Source organism: Clostridium ihumii AP5 (genome assembly GCF_000612845.1).
Classification (GTDB): Bacteria; Bacillota; Clostridia; order Clostridiales; family Clostridiaceae; genus Clostridium_J; species Clostridium_J ihumii.
The window spans coordinates 1-18,064 of the sequence record NZ_CCAT010000070.1; the positions used below are offsets into that span (position 1 = coordinate 1).

The window sequence follows — 18,064 nt, forward strand, 5'->3', positions numbered from 1 at the left end:
AAAAACCGCCAATACTAAAGTCTCAGCTACAAAGGGGTAAAAGAGATTTCACTTCAATTTTTGTAGGCGAGGTTTCAACCTTGCAAATTATATTATGTTATATTAAAGCTTGTTCAAATATGTGTAATGTAGGGTGGAATTCATTCTACCTAGACTTAGGTCAGTATCCAAATCAAAGACCGCCAAAGTTAAAACTTCGGCTACAAAGGGGAAAGAGATTAATGTGCCACATATTTATTGATTTTTTTCTGTAGGGTGGAATTTATTCTACCCATTTAAATGTTCCAATTATTGAAAAACAAAATAGTTAATAAAACATTTATAAAAAATTCATATAACTGTTACAAAAGAATTATCAGTGTGTTACTATCTATGTGGATTTAAGATAGTATAAAAAAATATAATATGACGTAGTAATGAAGATAAAGTAAGTACAAATAAAATCAATGTAAATGTTTTCTGGCGTCATGAAGTTTTCATAGGGGGATAATTATGAAGAGTAAAAAATTTTTATGTTTAGCATTATCTGCATTCCTAACTTTAGGTATGGTTGGATGTGGAAGTAATACAAAAAATAATAAAGAAGCAAGTGCAGAGACTGCACAAACAGAAAAGGCAAAAATAAAAGATGGGGGAACAATGGTTTTTTCTTCTACAACAGATCCAACTTGTTTAAATCCATTTTTCCAAAACAACAGAGTTACATTTACTGTAAACAATGCATTGTTTGATCCATTATTTGTAGCAGATAAGGATGAAACAAGATATTATTTAGCAGATAATATGGAAGTTTCAGAAGATAAACTTACATATAAAATAAAGTTAAAAGATAATTTAAAATGGCATGATGGTGAAAAAATTACAGCTGATGATTTAATTTTTACAATAAATATGGCTAAAGATGAAAAACAAGGAATAGCTGACAGACAAACATTTATAATAGATGGAAAAGAAGTTGAAGTTAAAAAGATTGATGATTTAACAGTAGAGTTTAAATTACCGCAAGCATATGCACCATTTGATGCAGGTATAGGTTCATTAAGAATTTTACCTAAGCATATATTTGATGGTGAAAAGAACTTAGCACAATCAGAAAAAAATAATAATCCAATAGGTTCAGGTCCATTCAAATTTAAAGAATGGAAAAAAGGAGAAACATTATCATTAGAAAGATTTGACGATTACTATAGTGGAAGACCACACTTAGATGGGATTGTATATAGAATAATACCAGATGCTAACTCTGGAAAGGTTGCTTTTGAAAATGGAGAAGTTTCTGCAACATATTTAAGTGAAGAAAAATATGAAAGATTTTCACAAGATGAAAATTTCAAAACATATTCTTTTGATGAGGGAATGTTAAATTATATAATTTTTAATGAAAAAAATGAAAATTTAAAGAAAAAAGAAGTAAGACAAGCTATTTGTTATGCTTTAGATAAGGAAGAAATATTAAAAACTATATTTAAAAATTTAGAGAATACACAAAAAGCATATTCTATATTAGTACCAAGCACTAAATATTACACTGAAGATGTAGAAAAATATGAAAATAACATTGAAAAAGCCAAGGAACTTTTAAAGAAAGCTGGAGCTGAAAATATAAAACTTGAATTCCAATACAATGCAGGTGATGACAATATTGTTATGATGGTAAAACAACAGCTAGAAAAAATAGGCATAGAAGTAGAACCAAAACAAATAGATACAAATGCATTCTTTGCTAAATTATTTGGAGAACAAGAAAGAGATTATGACATAATATACAATGGATATGTAATGGGTAGTGATCCAGATGGATATGCATCTGCGTTTGTTAAAGATGGAGAAATGAATGCACAATTCTATGATAATAAGGAATTAGATGAGTTATGGAAAAAAGGTGCTAAAGAAGTTGATGAAAACAAAAGAAAAGAAATATATGAAAAAATTCAAAAAACAATAGCTGATGATGCTGTAGTATATCCAATAGAATATACTAAATCATTAATTGGAGTGAGTGCTAAAATTGGTGGAGTTGAAGAAGCCAAATTAGTTCCAATATATATGTTTGAAGATTTATCAAAACTTTATATGACAGAAGAATAGTTAAAAATAGGCTCATTTACCTTTTGTAAAAAATAGGTTTTTGGGCCTTTTTATATAAGGGGTGAATTTATGAAAGAGAAAATTATAAAAAGAATTTTAGAAGCGATACCTATGCTATTATTCATTTCATTTGTGTCATTTTTGCTTATGAATTTAGCACCAGGTGACCCAGCACAGGGATTTATAACACCGAAAATGTCAAAGGAACAAGCTGAGTTAATAAGAGCTAACTTAGGACTTGATAAACCAATGTTAACTAGATATGTGATATGGCTTCAAGGTGTGTTTAAAGGTGATTTAGGATATTCACTCATAACAAGACAGCCAGTTGCAAGTGAGATTTTATCAAGGATGTTACCAACGCTAGGACTTATGGGTGCATCTATGATTTTTTCGGTTATTATATCAATTCCATTAGGGTTATACATAGCACTTCATAGAAATAAAACTTTAGATAATGTTGTAAATGTTTTAAATTATATAGGAATATCTATACCAAGTTTTTGGTTTGCCATGATTTTGATAACTATTTTTTCTCTCAAGTTAAAATGGGTTCCCAGTGTCGGTATGAGGAGTATAGGGGTTACGTCTACAGTTGATTTATTAAAACATGGAATACTTCCAACGATTGTACTGAGCTTTTCTAGTATAGCCGTATTAACTAGATATGTAAGATCTAGTACCATAAATGAATTAAAACAAGATTACATAATAACAGCTATGGCTAAAGGACTTTCAAGAAATGAAATATTATTTAAGCAAGTAATGAAAAATTCACTATTACCTATAGTTACGATATTAGGTATGAGTTTACCATCTTTAGTATCAGGTGCATTTATAACAGAAACTATATTTGGATGGCCTGGCATGGGAAGACTTGGTATGAATGCTATAAAAGCATTAGATTATCCAGTAATTATGGCTATGACAATGCTCACATCAATAATGGTTGTTTTAGGAAATTTAATTGCAGATATATCTTGTATGATTATAGATCCAAGAACACGTAGAGGTGATAATAATGACTAGGAATAAAACTTTAAAACAAAAAATCTTAAGAGAATTAAAAAGAAATAGATTAGGAATGTTTTCATTAATATCATTAATAGTAATAATATTATTAGCTATATTTGCATTTATAAGTCCGTATGATCCGAATAAAATAGATTTAATTTATAAATTTGAGGGGCCAACATTGAAACATATATTTGGAACTGATGGCTTAGGAAGGGATTATTTTACTAGAGCACTATATGGAACAAGGGTATCGTTAACTGTAGGGATTATGTCAATGATTGTATCAATAGTAATTGGAACATTGGTTGGTGCAATAAGTGGACTAGTAGGAGGTAAAGTTGATGCTATAATTATGAGAATTATAGATATGCTCATGAGTATACCACTATTTTTCTTATTATTAATAGCTAATGCTTATTTAAAACCTAGTTTAATAAACATAATAGTTATTATAGGTATTTTTGGATGGATGGGAATAGCGAGAATAGTTCGTGCAGAGACGCTTTCTTTAAAACAAAGAGATTTTATTCTATGTGCGAAGGCTTTGGGAGCTAATAATAAAAATATATTAAAATCACATATTATACCTAATGTTTTCTCAACAGTTTTAGTAGCTGCTAGTATTAACATAGCAGATGCAATATTAACAGAATCAGCACTTAGTTTTATGGGATTGGGAGTTCAACAACCAATGTCATCACTTGGAAGTATGTTACAAGCAGCACAGTCAAGGATGGCGGATAAAGCATATCTTGCTGTATTTCCAGGGGTTATTATATTGTTAATAGTTTTAAGTTTTAATGTTCTTGGAGATGTTTTAAGAATAGGGCTAGATCCAGAAGAGTAAAATAGAAAAAAGTGAGGCGATAGCCTCACTTTTTATGTATATAATAAGTAAGCTACTTTTTTTCTCTACATTTAACATTGTAAATAATAGATTGTATGCTAGTTAAATGGTGGAGAAGAGCATTTAATTCATCATCTGTAAAATCACAGAGACTTTCTTTAAGGTTATTTATAGCTGAGTTTTTAAAGTAATCAACTAGATTTTCACCTTTTTTAGTAAGTGATAATTTATTGATACGTCTATCTCGAGAGTCAACTGATTTAATAACTAAATCTTTATCTATTAAATTATTTACAATGGGAGTTAAATTACATTTATTAATACACAATCTATCTGATATATCTGTCATGTTTAGAACTCCAAAAGTATCTAGTAAATTTAAAATATTTCTGTGAGAAGGTGGCAGACAACAGTGATTATTTGCATTAGTAGATATAGAGTCTATTTTACTAAAGTTTTTTATAAACATGGGAAAAATGGTTAAAACACCTTCTGCTATACTAGTAAGATTTTTATCATCCATAAAAATTGCTCCTAACATTGATAATTTAAAAATATATATAATACTAAGAACGGTTAATAAGTTCTAAAGTTAGATTATAAAATAATTAAGTCTTATAAAATTTGTGTATAAAATTAACTAAATAATTTTATAAGACTATAATTATATTTTGACTCAAATAGAAATAAATGTCAACAATGGACATAAAAACAAGCATGAGATTTAATCTCATGCTTGTTTTAAATTACTTATTAAAATATCTATTTAATAATCCATTAAATGCAGCGCCGTGTCTAGCTTCATCTTTACACATTTCATGAACTGTATCATGAATAGCATCTAGATTTAATTTTTTAGCAAGAGTTGCTAAATCTTTTTTACCTTGGCAAGCACCATGTTCAGCATCAACTCTAGCTTGTAAATTAGCTTTAGTATCAGCAGAAAGAACTTCTCCTAATAATTCAGCAAATTTAGCAGCATGTTCTGCTTCTTCAAAAGCTATTCTTTTATAAGCTTCAGCTACTTCAGGAAAGCCTTCTCTATCTGCTTGACGACTCATTGCAAGATACATTCCAACTTCTGTACATTCTCCAGTGAAATTAGCTCTTAAACCTTCTACAACTTCAGGATCTAAGTCTTTAATGGAACCAATTCTATGTTCATCAGCCCAAGACATTCCTTCTTCATTTTTTTCTATAAATTTACTAGAGTCAGCTTTACAAATAGGACAAAACTCAGGAGGTGTATCTCCTTCATGAATATAACCACAAACTGTACAAACAAACTTCTTCATAATTAACATCCTTCCATAAACATAATAATATTATTTTAAAATTTTAATATAATCAATTGATATAATAATTAAATTTATTATATGTAAAAAGTAACTTTTTAAAACATATAGATATAAATTAAAGTTAATATTTATATCTATTTCAAATTATGAACTTTGAGTAAATAAGTTAAATATATAATTTAAATCTATATTGTTAAAAACATTATACACATACAGAAAAAATCAATCAATGACAAAATCAAGAATATTAGTTATGTTCATAATAAATTAAAAATTTTGTAATATTAAATGTATTTAATGGACATAAATTCCAATCAATAAGATATCAATGATGAAATATGTTCTAAATCTATTATTTTTATTGTGGATCTGTCAAAGTCTATTAGATTATCATTTTTCATATTAATAAGTTCTCTTGAAAGTGATGGCCGTTGGACGCCTAGATATTCTGAAAGTGCTTTTTTAGACATTGGTAAGTGCAAGGAAAGAGTATTTTGTTTCTTGTATTCACTTAAAATAAAGTAACATATTTTTTGGCGTAAGGATTCAAATGAAAGAAGTGTTACTTTTTTATTTAAAGTTAGTATTTTAGAAGATAGTAAATTCATAAAGTTATTCAAAATTTTTTTGTTGTTAAGAAGAGATAAAATATCATCTTTTGAGATATAAAGCACTTTAGTGCCCCTATATGCAACAATTGTAGCTGGGTATGTATTTTCATTAGAAAATATAATAGCCTCTCCAAAAGTGTTTCCAGCAGTTAATGTATTAATGGATACTATTTTTCCGTTGGAATAATGCTTTTGAATATCAACAGTGCCTTCTAGAACAATTGATAATTTTGAGCAATTGTCTCCCTCAAAATTCAAAATACAAGACTTGCATTGAGCACAGTTTTTGCACTTATCGTAAATAGTATAAGAAACATTTTTTAGAATATCCTCTAATTCTCTTTCGGATAATCCTTTGAAAATTTTGCATTTTTTTAAAATAAAAATTAAATCATTCATAAGCTATTTTCCTTTTTAATTATAAAAAATCAGTATATTTTTATATTTCAAATCTGTTTTATTTAAATTATATCAAAATAAAAGTAGATTTCAATTTAAGAACTATTAATTTTATATTTGGAATCTAAATCAAAATATAGTAATACAAGTTAAAACTTTTAGTTATTCATGTTTTAGTTGAAAATTTTAAATCTAAGTTTTAATCTATATTTTTAAAAATTGACAATGGACAGTGAAGGTGAAAATTGGACTTCCAATTTTAAAGAATGATTTTTTATTAAATTTACTAAGTAAATTAATTGAAAACAATATAAAAACGTAGTTTTTAAGCATTTCTATTTTTAGATATTAGGAACGAAGTGAGTAATATCTACCATAACTATTCACTCTTAACTCTTACTTGGTTCCAAATATAAAAATATAAATAAACTGTAAGCTTAATGATATCATTTGATAAAGGTGTTATTTAAAATTCAAACTTGGAACCCTATATAATAATTTATTTTGATAGCTATAAAACATATAAATTTTGCATAAAATTTGATTATAATTTTCTTATTATATATAATATGAAAGAAATGTTTATTTTATTTACTATAAAATAATAAAATATTCGCTTAATTAATATATTTTTATGTATAATAGTATATAAATACATACTATTTTTAGAGAAGTGCAAATGTAGCTGGAATAAACGTAGAGAAACAAATTTTAAAAAGATTAATTAATATATAAGTAAAAATTAGAATTTGTAGCTCTTTTAGAAAAAACTATTAAGTAAAATAGAGGGAAGAAAAAATGAATAGAATAGATAAACAAAATTATTATTTAGATATATGTGAAACTATACTTGAAAGGGGAACTTGTTTAAGAAGAAATTTTGCGGCTATAATAGTAAAAAATGATGAAATTATGGCGACAGGATATACAGGTGCACCTAGAGGAAGAAAAAACTGTAGTGATATAGGCAGATGTAAAAGAGAGGAATTAAATGTACCAAGAGGTACTAGATATGAAATATGTAGATCTGTTCATGCTGAACAAAATGCAATAATTTCCGCAAGACGACATGATATGATAGGATCTACGCTGTATTTAGTTGGAAAAGAACAGAGTAGTGGTGAATTGGTAAAAAATGCATCACCTTGTACTTTGTGCAAAAGATTTATAATAAATGCTGGAATAGAAACTGTTATAATAAGAGATAGCAAATCTGAATATAGGGAAGTTAAAGTAAGTGATTGGATAGAAAATGATGATTCTCTAACAGAAGATGTTTCCTATTAAAGTTTACTTAAAATAATAAAGAAATAGGATGGTTAGTATATGAATAATGTAATTTTTTTAATGGGTATAACAGCACTTATATCAGCTGCAATTACACCATTAGTAAAAAAATTAGCAATAAAAGTTAATGCAATAGATGTACCTAAAGATGAACGAAGAATACATAAAAAGCCAATTCCACGAATGGGAGGAGTTGCAATATACATAGCATTCATATGTGGAATTTTGCTAAATATTTCTCAGTTTTCATTAGATGATTTAGGAATAGTGATTGGAGCTACGGTAATTGTCATAGGTGGTGTAATTGATGACATGAATGAATTAAGGCCAAGATATAAATTGGCATTTCAAATAGTTGCTGCTTGTATACTTGTAGCATTTGGATTAAAAGTTAATGTTATAACTAATCCATTTGGTGTTGGAGGAGAATATATAAATTTAACAATCATTGGCATACCTTTAACTATAATATGGATAATAGGTGTAACAAATGCATTTAATTTAATAGATGGATTAGATGGATTATCAGCAGGGGTAGGACTTATATCATCATTGACACTATTAATAGTTTCATTCATAAATGGAAGGGCAGATGCTGTGTTTTTTACAACTATATTAGCAGGGTCTATACTAGGATTTTTGCCATATAACTTTAATCCAGCAAGTATATTTATGGGGGATACGGGAGCACAATTGATAGGATTCTTATTAGCAGCCACATCTATAAATGGAGCTATAAAATCAGCTGCAGCATTAGTTATTGCGGTTCCACTTTTAGCATTAGGACTTCCTATATATGATACATTATTTGCAATAGTTAGAAGAAAAGTTAATGGAAAGCCTATATCACAAGGGGATAAGGGGCATCTTCATCATAGATTATTAGGATTAGGATTAAGTCAAAGACAAGCGGTTTTAATAATATATCTAATTAATGCAATTTTAGGTGGTGCGGCTATTATAGCAATGCAAGTAAGTAGTAAAAAGGCATACTTTTTATTAGCAACTGTAGTTGTGATTATAACAGGAATTGCATGGAAAATTGGACTTTTACATGAAGAACACCATAAATAAGTTAATTTGAAAAAATAAAATACATGAGAATAAATAAATATGGTAAAGTTATATTTAAAAAGCATAGAATATAATTTTAACCATATTTATTATTATATAAACGGGGTGAAGCATATGAAAAAATTAAAAGTTATGACAGTGTTTGGCACTAGACCGGAAGCTATAAAAATGGCACCAATTATAAAAGAATTAGAAAAAAGAGAAGAGTTTGAATCTAAGGTTTGTGTAACAGCTCAGCATAGACAAATGCTAGATCAAGTTATGGAAATATTTCAAATACAACCTGATTATGATTTGGATATTATGAAGAATAAGCAAAGTTTATCAGGTATTACATGTAGAGCACTAGAAGGAATAGAAAATGTAATAAAAAAAGAAAATCCAGATATTGTTTTGGTACATGGTGATACAACTACAACATTTGTAGCATCTTTAGCTGCCTTTTATAATAAAGCAAAAGTTGGCCATGTGGAAGCTGGACTTAGAAGTCATGATAAATATTTTCCATTTCCAGAAGAAATGAATAGAAAATTAACTGCATCAATTGCAGATTTACATTTTTCACCTACTGAGTTATCTAAACAAAATTTATTAAATGAAAATATAGATGAAAAAACAATTTTTGTTACAGGAAACACAGCAATAGATGCTATGGATTATACTATTAAAGAAAATTATAAATTTAAAGAAGAAAAGTTGAATCATATAGATTATGATAAAAAGGTTATTATGGTAACAGCTCATAGAAGAGAAAACTGGGGAGATGGAATAGAAAATATCTGTGAAGCATTAAGAAGTATTGTTGAAGAAAATAAAGATGTAGAATTGATATATCTAGTACATTTAAATCCTATAGTAAGAGATGTTGTGCATGAAAAGTTAGGTGAGATAGATAGAATACATTTATTAGATCCTATAAATGTAGAGGATAATCATAATTTAATGAATAAGTGTTATATGATAATGAGTGATTCAGGTGGAATTCAAGAGGAAGCACCACATGTTGGAAAACCTTTGTTAGTATTTAGAGATGTAACTGAAAGGCAAGAAGCGGTTGAAGCTGGTGCAGTAAAGTTGGTTGGAACAGATAAAAATAAAATTTTAAAAGAAGCAAATAAATTATTGAAAAATGAACAAGAGTATAATAAAATGAAGAATATAAAAAATCCTTATGGTGATGGAACTACATCTAGACAAATATGTGATATTTTAAAAAATATATTAAAAAATGAGAGCATGGTATAATACTATGCTTTTATTTTAAATTTATACATAAATAAAAGTGAGTTTACAAATAATTATAGTGTATGTTGTTCTAAGTATAAATTAAACTTAATATAAAATAAGTATAATAAAAAACAATTCAAATAAATTGAAAATTTTATGAATTAGAAAAAAACTTTTTATGCAATAGGAAAATAAAATTTTATATGCACAAAATTATTGGAAAAATAGTTAATACTTGAAAAATAAACACATAAAGGCATTGAATTGCAATTCACATAATGCAAAAATGTTAAAATAAGAAAAATAAACATCAAGAAAAATGAAACAAATAATTAACAATATTGCAAAAGTCAGAATAAATTAAAATTCAATTATTTAAAAAAAACAGAAAAATGAACATGGGGTCATAAATTAATTCAAATATTAGCTTTTTTATGCATGAAAAACAAAAGAAATTGAAATTAAAATGACCGGGAGTATTCAAAACTTGAAAAGCTATAAAAAACACTAAAAAAAATAAAACGGAAAATGAATAAGTTACATTCAAAATATGTAATAAAGTAGAAAAATAAACTAATTCAAAGTAAATCATATTAAAGTACAATTAAAACTAGTTTATTAAGAATACATTGGTAAATTTAAAGTAATTTGACTGAATTAGCTTGTTTATTTATCTCATATCTAAGCATATAATGTTACAATGTAATTTAGGTATTAAGTGAGGGACTTAAAAGTGAATAAAGAGAATAAGAAACTACTAACATATATACTTAAATATGATTTAATTTTATCTTTAATATTTTTGATAATAGGTTGGATTACTTTGAAAAATATTAGTATATTTTTTATAATAGGTTTATTTATAGCCTATATAAATTTATATATAAATGCTATAAGCGTAGAAAAATTATTAAACCAAGTAGCATCTCCTAAAATTGGAATGATTTTAAGCCAATTAGGAAGAGTTATATTGGTTACAGCTATAGGGGGAATAATAGTAATAAAAAGCCATTTTGGATTTTTATTATTTGTTATAGGCTATAGTGCACAACTTATTTCCATGATAATTTATGGTTTTAAGTGTAAAAACGACTAGCAGAAAGGGGTGTGTAATATGGAAGAAGTAATACCAATAGTTACCTTTAATATTTTAGGAATACCATTTAATATAACTGATAGTCTTGTAGTTCAGTGGGTTATTATGGCACTAGCACTACTATTAGGAATTTTGTACAAGAATAATGTCAAAAGAATACCAGGGAAAATACAAGCTGCAGTAGAAATTGGAATTACTAAAATGGGAAGCTTTGTAGAAGAAACTATGGGTGAAGGTAAAAGAGCATTTATACCATATATAATTGCATTAGCATTATATATACTATTACTTAACCTAACTGGAATGTTTGGAATTAAACCTCCAACATCAGAAATAAGTGTAACTTTAGGATTAGCATTAACAACTTTCATAGTAATTCAAGGTTATACGATAAAGAAAAATGGTATTAAGGGATATTTTGCAGGATTTGCGAGACCAATGGCACTTATATTACCTATAAATATAGTAGAAAGAATTATGCTTCCAATATCATTGTGTTTAAGACTTTTTGGTAATGTCTTTGCAGCAACTATGATAATAGAAATGATATATGGTGCACTAGGTAAAATAAGCTTTTTTGCAACATTAGTTGTACCAATACCGTTCCATTTTTACTTTGATTTATTTGATGGAACAATACAAGCAGTTATCTTTATAATGTTAACAATGATTAATATAAAAATAACAGCAGAACACTAAAATAATAATTAATTTTAAGGAGGAATAAGAAATGGAATCAGGAGCATTTATAGCAGGAATGTCAGCAATAGGAGCAGGAATAGCAGCTTTATCAGTTATGGGTGGAGGATTAGGAACAGGAAACGCTACTAGTAAAGCAGTTGAAAGTATAGCAAAACAACCAGATGCAAGTGGTAAAATAATGAGTGCATTAATTGTTGGAGGAGCTCTATCAGAAGCAACAGCAATATATGGTTTCCTTATAGCATTATTATTAGTTTTAAAAGTAGGCTAATAATTAAAAGAAGAGAATCTATGAAAGGCAGGTGAATATCCTGGGGGATAGGTAGATACCAGGATTTTATATGAATATAGATCCAATGATAGTTTTAGCCGCAACGATTAACTTCTTTATATTCTTTTTCATAATTAAAAAGTTTTTCTATAAACCAACAGTTGCAATGATAAGTGCAAGACAAACAGAAGTGGAAACTGCACTAAATCATGCAAAAGAGGAAGAAAGTAGATTAGAAACTTTAAGATTAGAACAAGAAGAAAAAGTTCAAAAGTATAAAGAAGAAGGCGAAGTATTAATAGAAGCATACAAAGAAAAAGCAGAAAGAGTATCAAGAGATATTATTACTGAAGCTAAAAAAGAATGTGAAGTTCTACGTGCTAGAAATAAACAAGAAATAGAAAGAGAAAAACGTAAAGCTGAAAGTGAAATGAAAGATCAAGTTGTTGATCTATCATTAGTTTTAGCTCAAAAAGCATTAGAAAAGAAAATGGATGAAGAGGATCATAAGAGACTTATTGATGATTTCATTTCTAAGGTAGGTAATTAAAGATGTATGAATTTCTTGACAGAAGATATGCTCAAGCATTATATGATGCTTGTAAAGCAGCTGGGAATTTAGAAGAAACTTTAGAAGATTTAAAAGGTATTGTTGAGAGTATGGAAGAAAATGAAGAGTTCAAACAAATAATAGAACATCCTCAAATTCATAGACCAGAAAAAAAAGCAATATTTAAGAAAATCTTTGAAAATGAAATCAATGAAGAATTACTAAGTTTTCTATTATTATTAATAGAAAAAGATAGAATATCATATTTAAGAGAAAAATATAATCAATTTAGATTAATATATTTTGAAGAACATAATATGATTGAGGTTGAAGTTAGAACAGCAATTTCACTTAGCGATGAACAAAGAACTAGCTTAAAAGCAAAGTTAGAAAATAAGTATAACAAACAAATTATTTTATCAGAAAAAATTGATAAAACTTTAATAGGTGGAATAATAATAAAAGCTGGTGATGATGTTATAGATAGTAGCATCAAAAGTAAATTAGAAGTGATGAAGAACATAATGGAGAATAAAGAACAACACAAAATTGATGTGGAAATTCAAAAAGAACCATTACTTGTTAATGTTAAAACAGTTCAACCATTAACAGAAATACAAAAAGAAAAACTAAAAGTAAGACTTCATAAATATTATGATAGTGACTTCATTATTGAAGAAACAATTGATACAGAAATTTTAGGCGGAGTTTATATAACTGTTGGAGATGATGTTTTAGACTATACATTAAAAGGTAGACTAAAAGATTTAAAAACAAGCACAGTTTTAAAAGTTCTAAACTAAATTGTAGCAAAGGATGTGTTTTAAAGAATTTAAAATTGAATGTGTTATCAAATGTAAGATGTTTAATTTTGAATTCTTTTACAGAATAGAGGTGAAAGAATGCATATAAAACCAGGCGAAATAACATCTATATTAAGAAAAGAATTAGAGAAATATGAAAGCAAAATAAACACTGTAGATGCTGGAACTATAATACAAATAGGTGACGGTATAGCTAGGGTTTATGGATTAGATGATTGCCTAGAGGGAGAACTTTTACAATTCCCGAATGATGTGTATGGAATGGCCTTAAACTTAGAGCAAGATAACGTTGGTTGCGTTCTACTTGGCTCAGAAGAAGGTATAAAGGAAGGCGACATAGTAAACAGAACTGGAAGAGTAGTTGAAGTTCCAGTTGGAGAAGATTTACTGGGAAGAGTTGTTAATCCACTAGGTAAACCAATTGATGGAAAAGGACCAATAAAAGAAACAAAATACAGACCAGTTGAAGTTAATGCTCCAGGAGTTATTGATCGTCAATCAGTTAAAGAACCAATGCAAACAGGTATAAAAGCTATTGACTCAATGATTCCAATTGGAAAAGGTCAAAGAGAGTTAATAATAGGAGATAGACAAACTGGAAAAACTGCAATAGCCATAGATGCAATTTTAAATCAAAAAGGAAAAGATATGGTATGTATATATGTTGCAATAGGACAAAAACAATCAACTGTTGCACATACTGTTAATACTCTACAAGAAATGGGAGCATTAGATTATACTATCATAGTTTCAGCAAGTGCATCTGAATCAGCTCCATTACAATATCTAGCTCCATTTGCTGGATGTAGTATGGGAGAATACTTTATGAATGAAGGAAAAGACGTTTTAATAATATATGACGATTTGTCCAAACACGCAGTCGCTTATAGAACAATGTCATTACTTCTTCGTAGACCACCAGGAAGAGAAGCGTATCCAGGAGATGTATTCTATCTTCACTCAAGATTATTAGAAAGGGCTGCAAAACTATCTGATAAATTAGGTGGTGGATCATTAACAGCACTTCCAATAATAGAAACATTAGCTGGAGACGTAACAGCATATATACCAACAAATGTTATATCAATAACAGATGGACAGATATTCTTAGAATCAGATTTATTCTATTCAGGACAAAGACCAGCAGTAAATGCAGGTATATCTGTTTCAAGGGTTGGAGGAAGTGCTCAAATTAAAGCAATGAAACAAGTAGCGGGAACATTAAGACTTGAACTTGCTCAATATAGAGAACTTGCTTCCTTTGCTCAGTTTGGATCAGACCTTGATAAGGAAACTAAGAGAAGACTAGAAAAAGGAAAGAGATTAATAGAAATCTTAAAGCAAGATCAATATCGCCCTATGCCAGTACAAGATCAAATAATGATTTTATATGCTGGAGTAAAAGAGCATATAATGGATATTCCAGTTGCAAAAGTTAAACTATTTGAAAAGCAATTCTTAGAGTTTATGAACACATATCATAAAGAAGTGCCAGACATGATTATGGAAAGAAAAGCACTAGATGATGAAATAGAAACAAAACTTGTAGAAGCAATAAAGGAGTTTAAACAGAAATTTTTAATAGAACTGTAGAGGTGAGAAAATGGGTGCAGCAGGACTTGTTGAAATAAAGAGAAGAATTAAGTCTATAAATAACACAAAAAAAATTACAAAAGCACTAGGTTTAGTTTCTACCTCAAAGTTAAGAAGAGTTAGAGAAAAATTATCTTCTAATACTGGTTACTTTAATCAATGTGAAGAAATTTTTGCTGAAGTAATGAGAAGTTATGACGAAGAAACTATTTATACAACTAAAAACCAAAGCTCCAAAAAACTATATATTGTGCTTACCTCTGATATGGGACTATGTGGCTCCTTTAACACTTCGATAATGGCAGAACTATCAGAAATTGTTAAAGGTGATAGAGAAAATTCAATCATTTTAATGGTAGGAGAAAAAGGAAAGTCTCTTGCTAATAGATATAAGCTAGAAACTACAGCTGAATATATAGAAGTGGGTGATATACCTACTTCTATAGAAGCTGCTACTATTTACAATGATGCTTTTGAAGCATATAGAAAAGGTGAAGTTGCAGAAGTTCATATTGTTTACACTAAATTTATATCACAAATAAGAAAAGAGTTTAGAAAAGAGCAATTGTTACCAATAAATAGAGAAGAGTTTAAAGAAATAGATTCTAAATTGCAATTTGAAGGGGAATCACAAGAATTAGTTGATAGTATTACTAATTTATATTTTAATAGTAAAATATTAAATTGCATGATTCACTCTAAATGCAGTGAGCAAAGCACAAGAATGGAAGCTATGGAGGGAGCTACTCGTAATTCAGACGATTTACTTGATAAGCTTAATTTAAAATATAACAGAGCTAGACAAAGTGCTATAACTCAGGAAATTTCTGAAATAGTAGGCGGAGCAGAAGCACAAAGCTAAAATAATAGCTAGATTGGAGGGATATTATGGCAGAAAAAATAGGAACGGTTGTCCAAATTATAGGACCAGTTATAGATATAAAATTTGAAGCAGGAGCACTTCCAAACATATATAATGCTATAGAAATAAAAATGGATGGAAAAACTGTAATTTCAGAAGTTGAACAGCATATAGGTGATGACATAGTAAGAACAATAGCTATGGAAAACACTGAAGGATTACGTAGAGGACTTAAAGCTGTCGATACAGGAAAAGGAATAACAGTACCTGTTGGAGAACAAGTATTAGGAAGATTATTTAATGTATTAGGAAAACCAATAGATGAAGCTGGAGATTTTAATGCAGATAATTTATATACAATTCATAGAGCTGCACCAAGTTTTGAAGAACAGTCTGTTGAACCAGAAGTATTTGAAACAGGGATAAAAGTAATAGATCTTATAGCACCTTATCAACGTGGTGGAAAAATTGGTCTATTTGGTGGAGCTGGAGTTGGTAAAACTGTATTAATACAAGAACTTATAAATAATATAGCTAAACAACACGGTGGACTTTCTGTATTTACAGGTGTTGGAGAAAGAACAAGAGAAGGTAATGACCTTTATCATGAAATGAGAGACTCTGGAGTTATAAATAAAACAGCACTAGTTTTTGGACAAATGAATGAATCACCAGGAGCTAGAATGAGAGTTGCCTTAACAGGACTTACAATGGCTGAATATTTCAGGGATCAAGGTCAAGATGTTTTACTATTTATAGATAATATATTTAGATTTACACAAGCTGGTTCAGAAGTTTCAGCTTTACTTGGAAGAATACCAAGTGCTGTTGGATATCAGCCAACACTTGCAACTGAGATGGGTGCACTTCAAGAAAGAATAACTTCAACAAAGCATGGATCAATAACATCTGTTCAAGCTGTTTATGTTCCAGCAGATGACTTAACAGACCCAGCACCAGCAACAACATTTGCTCACTTAGATGCTACAACTGTTTTATCAAGATCAATAGTTGAATTAGGAATTTATCCAGCTGTAGATCCTCTAGAATCAAGCTCAAGAATGTTAGATCCTAGAATAATAGGTGAAGAACATTATGATGTAGCAACTCAAGTAAAACATATATTAGAAAGATATAAAGAACTTCAAGATATTATAGCGATACTAGGAGTTGATGAGCTTTCAGATGAAGATAAGCTTGTTGTTGGTAGAGCAAGAAAAGTTCAAAGATTTTTATCACAACCATTTACAGTAGGTGAACAATTTACTGGAATAAAAGGAAGATATGTACCACTTAAAGAAACAATAAGAGGCTTTAAGGATATATTAGAAGGTAAATGTGACGATATTCCAGAATCAGCATTTTTATTCGTAGGAACCATAGAAGAAGCGAGAGAAAAAGCAACAACATTAGAATAGTAGATTAATGCATTTTGAAATATATTGAAAAGTATTATATAAGTTTTATACTTAAATAATACTTTATATTAAACTTAATACAATTTAACTACACAAATAATATGGTTGATATCTTTATAAAAGATTCCGTCACGAAATCAATAAGATTTAAAGTTATTGATTAACAAAATAAAAGATTATTACTTTTTAGTCTTAAAATAATTTAATTTTAAGACTAACTTATTGTAAATGAGAAATCATTAAGAATGTTTATTAATGATGTAATAAGGGATAATCAATAAATAAAATAGATGAAATATAAAAGTATTTTATATAACGGGAGAATTTTATGGATAATAAACTTAAACTTATAATAATGACTCCAGATAAAGAGTTTTACAATGGAGAAATTGTAAAATTAGCATCGGAAAGTAGTGATGGTAAGTTTGGAGTTTTGCCAAATCACTTAGCAATGGTAACAAATTTAATTCCAACTATAACTACATTTCAAGATGTTGATGGTAAAGCATATACATGTTTTACATCTAATGGAGTTATCAAAATTAATAATAATGTAATAACTATTTTATGTAATGCTGCTGAATGGCCAGAAAATATAGACAAAGCAAGAGCTGAAAAAGCTAAGGAAAGAGCTCAAGCTAGGTTAAAAGATAAAAAGGACATAGATGTAAAAAGAGCAGAATTTGCACTAAAAAGAGCATTACTTAGATTAAGTGTTTAGTTATAAATTAATTGTAAATAATTAAAATTATTAAAAACAACCTTTAGCATAGCTAAAGGTTGTTTTTTGTATAAAAAAACTACAAATAAACATAATAATTATAGGTAATCAAGTTTAAAATATAGAATGAAAAAAGAAAGTACAGATTTATTATTAGTTATTATGTATAAATTAAAATT

18 protein-coding genes are annotated in these 18,064 nt (G+C 28.3%); 15 read left to right on the forward strand and 3 right to left on the reverse strand.

Features of this window, described 5'->3' with window-relative positions; genetic code table 11:
* The first annotated feature begins 492 nt into the window (after window positions 1-492).
* The 3 genes from BN346_RS14880 to BN346_RS14890 all read left to right on the forward strand — a co-directional run bounded on the left by BN346_RS14880 (window position 493) and on the right by BN346_RS14890 (window position 3,952).
* Window positions 493-2,088, forward strand: coding sequence for an ABC transporter substrate-binding protein (locus tag BN346_RS14880; RefSeq protein ID WP_040329667.1), 1,596 nt, complete (start codon window positions 493-495; stop codon window positions 2,086-2,088).
* Between the two features lie 69 nt (window positions 2,089-2,157).
* On the forward strand, window positions 2,158-3,117 hold the full coding sequence (locus BN346_RS14885) for an ABC transporter permease (RefSeq protein ID WP_040329668.1): 960 nt from the start codon (window positions 2,158-2,160) through the stop codon (window positions 3,115-3,117).
* A complete protein-coding gene (locus BN346_RS14890) occupies window positions 3,110-3,952 on the forward strand; it encodes an ABC transporter permease (protein WP_040329670.1) in 843 nt (280 codons plus the stop codon). The genes BN346_RS14885 and BN346_RS14890 overlap by 8 nt, the downstream gene beginning before the upstream one ends.
* A 52-nt stretch (window positions 3,953-4,004) precedes the next feature.
* On the opposite strand, the gene BN346_RS14895 is transcribed toward BN346_RS14890, so the two are convergent.
* The 3 genes from BN346_RS14895 to BN346_RS14905 all read right to left on the reverse strand — a co-directional run bounded on the left by BN346_RS14895 (window position 4,005) and on the right by BN346_RS14905 (window position 6,260).
* Window positions 4,005-4,475 (reverse strand): MarR family winged helix-turn-helix transcriptional regulator, encoded by a 471-nt coding sequence (locus BN346_RS14895; protein WP_040329671.1) that lies wholly within the window; start codon window positions 4,473-4,475, stop codon window positions 4,005-4,007.
* 223 nt (window positions 4,476-4,698) lie between these two features.
* Window positions 4,699-5,247, reverse strand: coding sequence for an NADH peroxidase (locus BN346_RS14900; RefSeq protein WP_040329673.1), 549 nt, complete (start codon window positions 5,245-5,247; stop codon window positions 4,699-4,701).
* A 317-nt stretch (window positions 5,248-5,564) separates the two neighbouring features.
* A complete protein-coding gene (locus BN346_RS14905; RefSeq protein WP_040329674.1) occupies window positions 5,565-6,260 on the reverse strand; it encodes a Crp/Fnr family transcriptional regulator in 696 nt (231 codons plus the stop codon).
* A 798-nt stretch (window positions 6,261-7,058) separates the two neighbouring features.
* On the opposite strand from BN346_RS14905, the gene BN346_RS14910 reads away from it, so the two are divergent.
* The 12 genes from BN346_RS14910 to BN346_RS14965 all read left to right on the forward strand — a co-directional run bounded on the left by BN346_RS14910 (window position 7,059) and on the right by BN346_RS14965 (window position 17,885).
* Entirely contained in the window at window positions 7,059-7,547 is a 489-nt protein-coding gene (locus BN346_RS14910) for a deoxycytidylate deaminase (protein ID WP_040329675.1), read from the forward strand.
* A gap of 39 nt (window positions 7,548-7,586) precedes the next feature.
* Window positions 7,587-8,621 (forward strand): MraY family glycosyltransferase, encoded by a 1,035-nt coding sequence (locus BN346_RS14915; protein ID WP_040329676.1) that lies wholly within the window; start codon window positions 7,587-7,589, stop codon window positions 8,619-8,621.
* A 114-nt stretch (window positions 8,622-8,735) separates the two neighbouring features.
* Window positions 8,736-9,866, forward strand: a complete 1,131-nt coding sequence (wecB, locus tag BN346_RS14920; protein WP_040329677.1) for a non-hydrolyzing UDP-N-acetylglucosamine 2-epimerase — start codon at window positions 8,736-8,738, stop codon at window positions 9,864-9,866.
* A 715-nt stretch (window positions 9,867-10,581) separates the two neighbouring features.
* Complete coding sequence (locus BN346_RS14925) at window positions 10,582-10,944, forward strand: ATP synthase subunit I (RefSeq protein ID WP_040329679.1); 363 nt, start codon at window positions 10,582-10,584, stop codon at window positions 10,942-10,944.
* 18 nt (window positions 10,945-10,962) lie between these two features.
* Window positions 10,963-11,643, forward strand: a complete 681-nt coding sequence (locus tag BN346_RS14930) for a F0F1 ATP synthase subunit A (protein ID WP_040329681.1) — start codon at window positions 10,963-10,965, stop codon at window positions 11,641-11,643.
* A 31-nt stretch (window positions 11,644-11,674) separates the two neighbouring features.
* Window positions 11,675-11,917, forward strand: a complete 243-nt coding sequence (atpE, locus tag BN346_RS14935; RefSeq protein WP_040329682.1) for an ATP synthase F0 subunit C — start codon at window positions 11,675-11,677, stop codon at window positions 11,915-11,917.
* Window positions 11,918-11,987: 70 nt separating this feature from the next.
* Window positions 11,988-12,467: a F0F1 ATP synthase subunit B gene (locus tag BN346_RS14940; protein WP_040329683.1), complete on the forward strand. Its 480-nt coding sequence runs from the start codon at window positions 11,988-11,990 to the stop codon at window positions 12,465-12,467.
* 2 nt (window positions 12,468-12,469) lie between these two features.
* Window positions 12,470-13,270 (forward strand): F0F1 ATP synthase subunit delta, encoded by an 801-nt coding sequence (locus tag BN346_RS14945; protein WP_040329684.1) that lies wholly within the window; start codon window positions 12,470-12,472, stop codon window positions 13,268-13,270.
* A 99-nt stretch (window positions 13,271-13,369) separates the two neighbouring features.
* Window positions 13,370-14,884, forward strand: a complete 1,515-nt coding sequence (gene atpA, locus BN346_RS14950) for a F0F1 ATP synthase subunit alpha (RefSeq protein ID WP_040329685.1) — start codon at window positions 13,370-13,372, stop codon at window positions 14,882-14,884.
* A gap of 10 nt (window positions 14,885-14,894) precedes the next feature.
* Complete coding sequence (atpG, locus tag BN346_RS14955; protein ID WP_040329686.1) at window positions 14,895-15,746, forward strand: ATP synthase F1 subunit gamma; 852 nt, start codon at window positions 14,895-14,897, stop codon at window positions 15,744-15,746.
* Window positions 15,747-15,772: 26 nt separating this feature from the next.
* Window positions 15,773-17,164, forward strand: a complete 1,392-nt coding sequence (gene atpD / locus BN346_RS14960; RefSeq protein ID WP_040329688.1) for a F0F1 ATP synthase subunit beta — start codon at window positions 15,773-15,775, stop codon at window positions 17,162-17,164.
* Window positions 17,165-17,492: 328 nt separating this feature from the next.
* Window positions 17,493-17,885 carry a F0F1 ATP synthase subunit epsilon gene (locus BN346_RS14965; protein WP_040329690.1) on the forward strand — a complete coding sequence of 131 codons (393 nt, stop codon included), beginning with the start codon at window positions 17,493-17,495 and terminating at the stop codon, window positions 17,883-17,885.
* Window positions 17,886-18,064 lie beyond the last annotated feature (179 nt).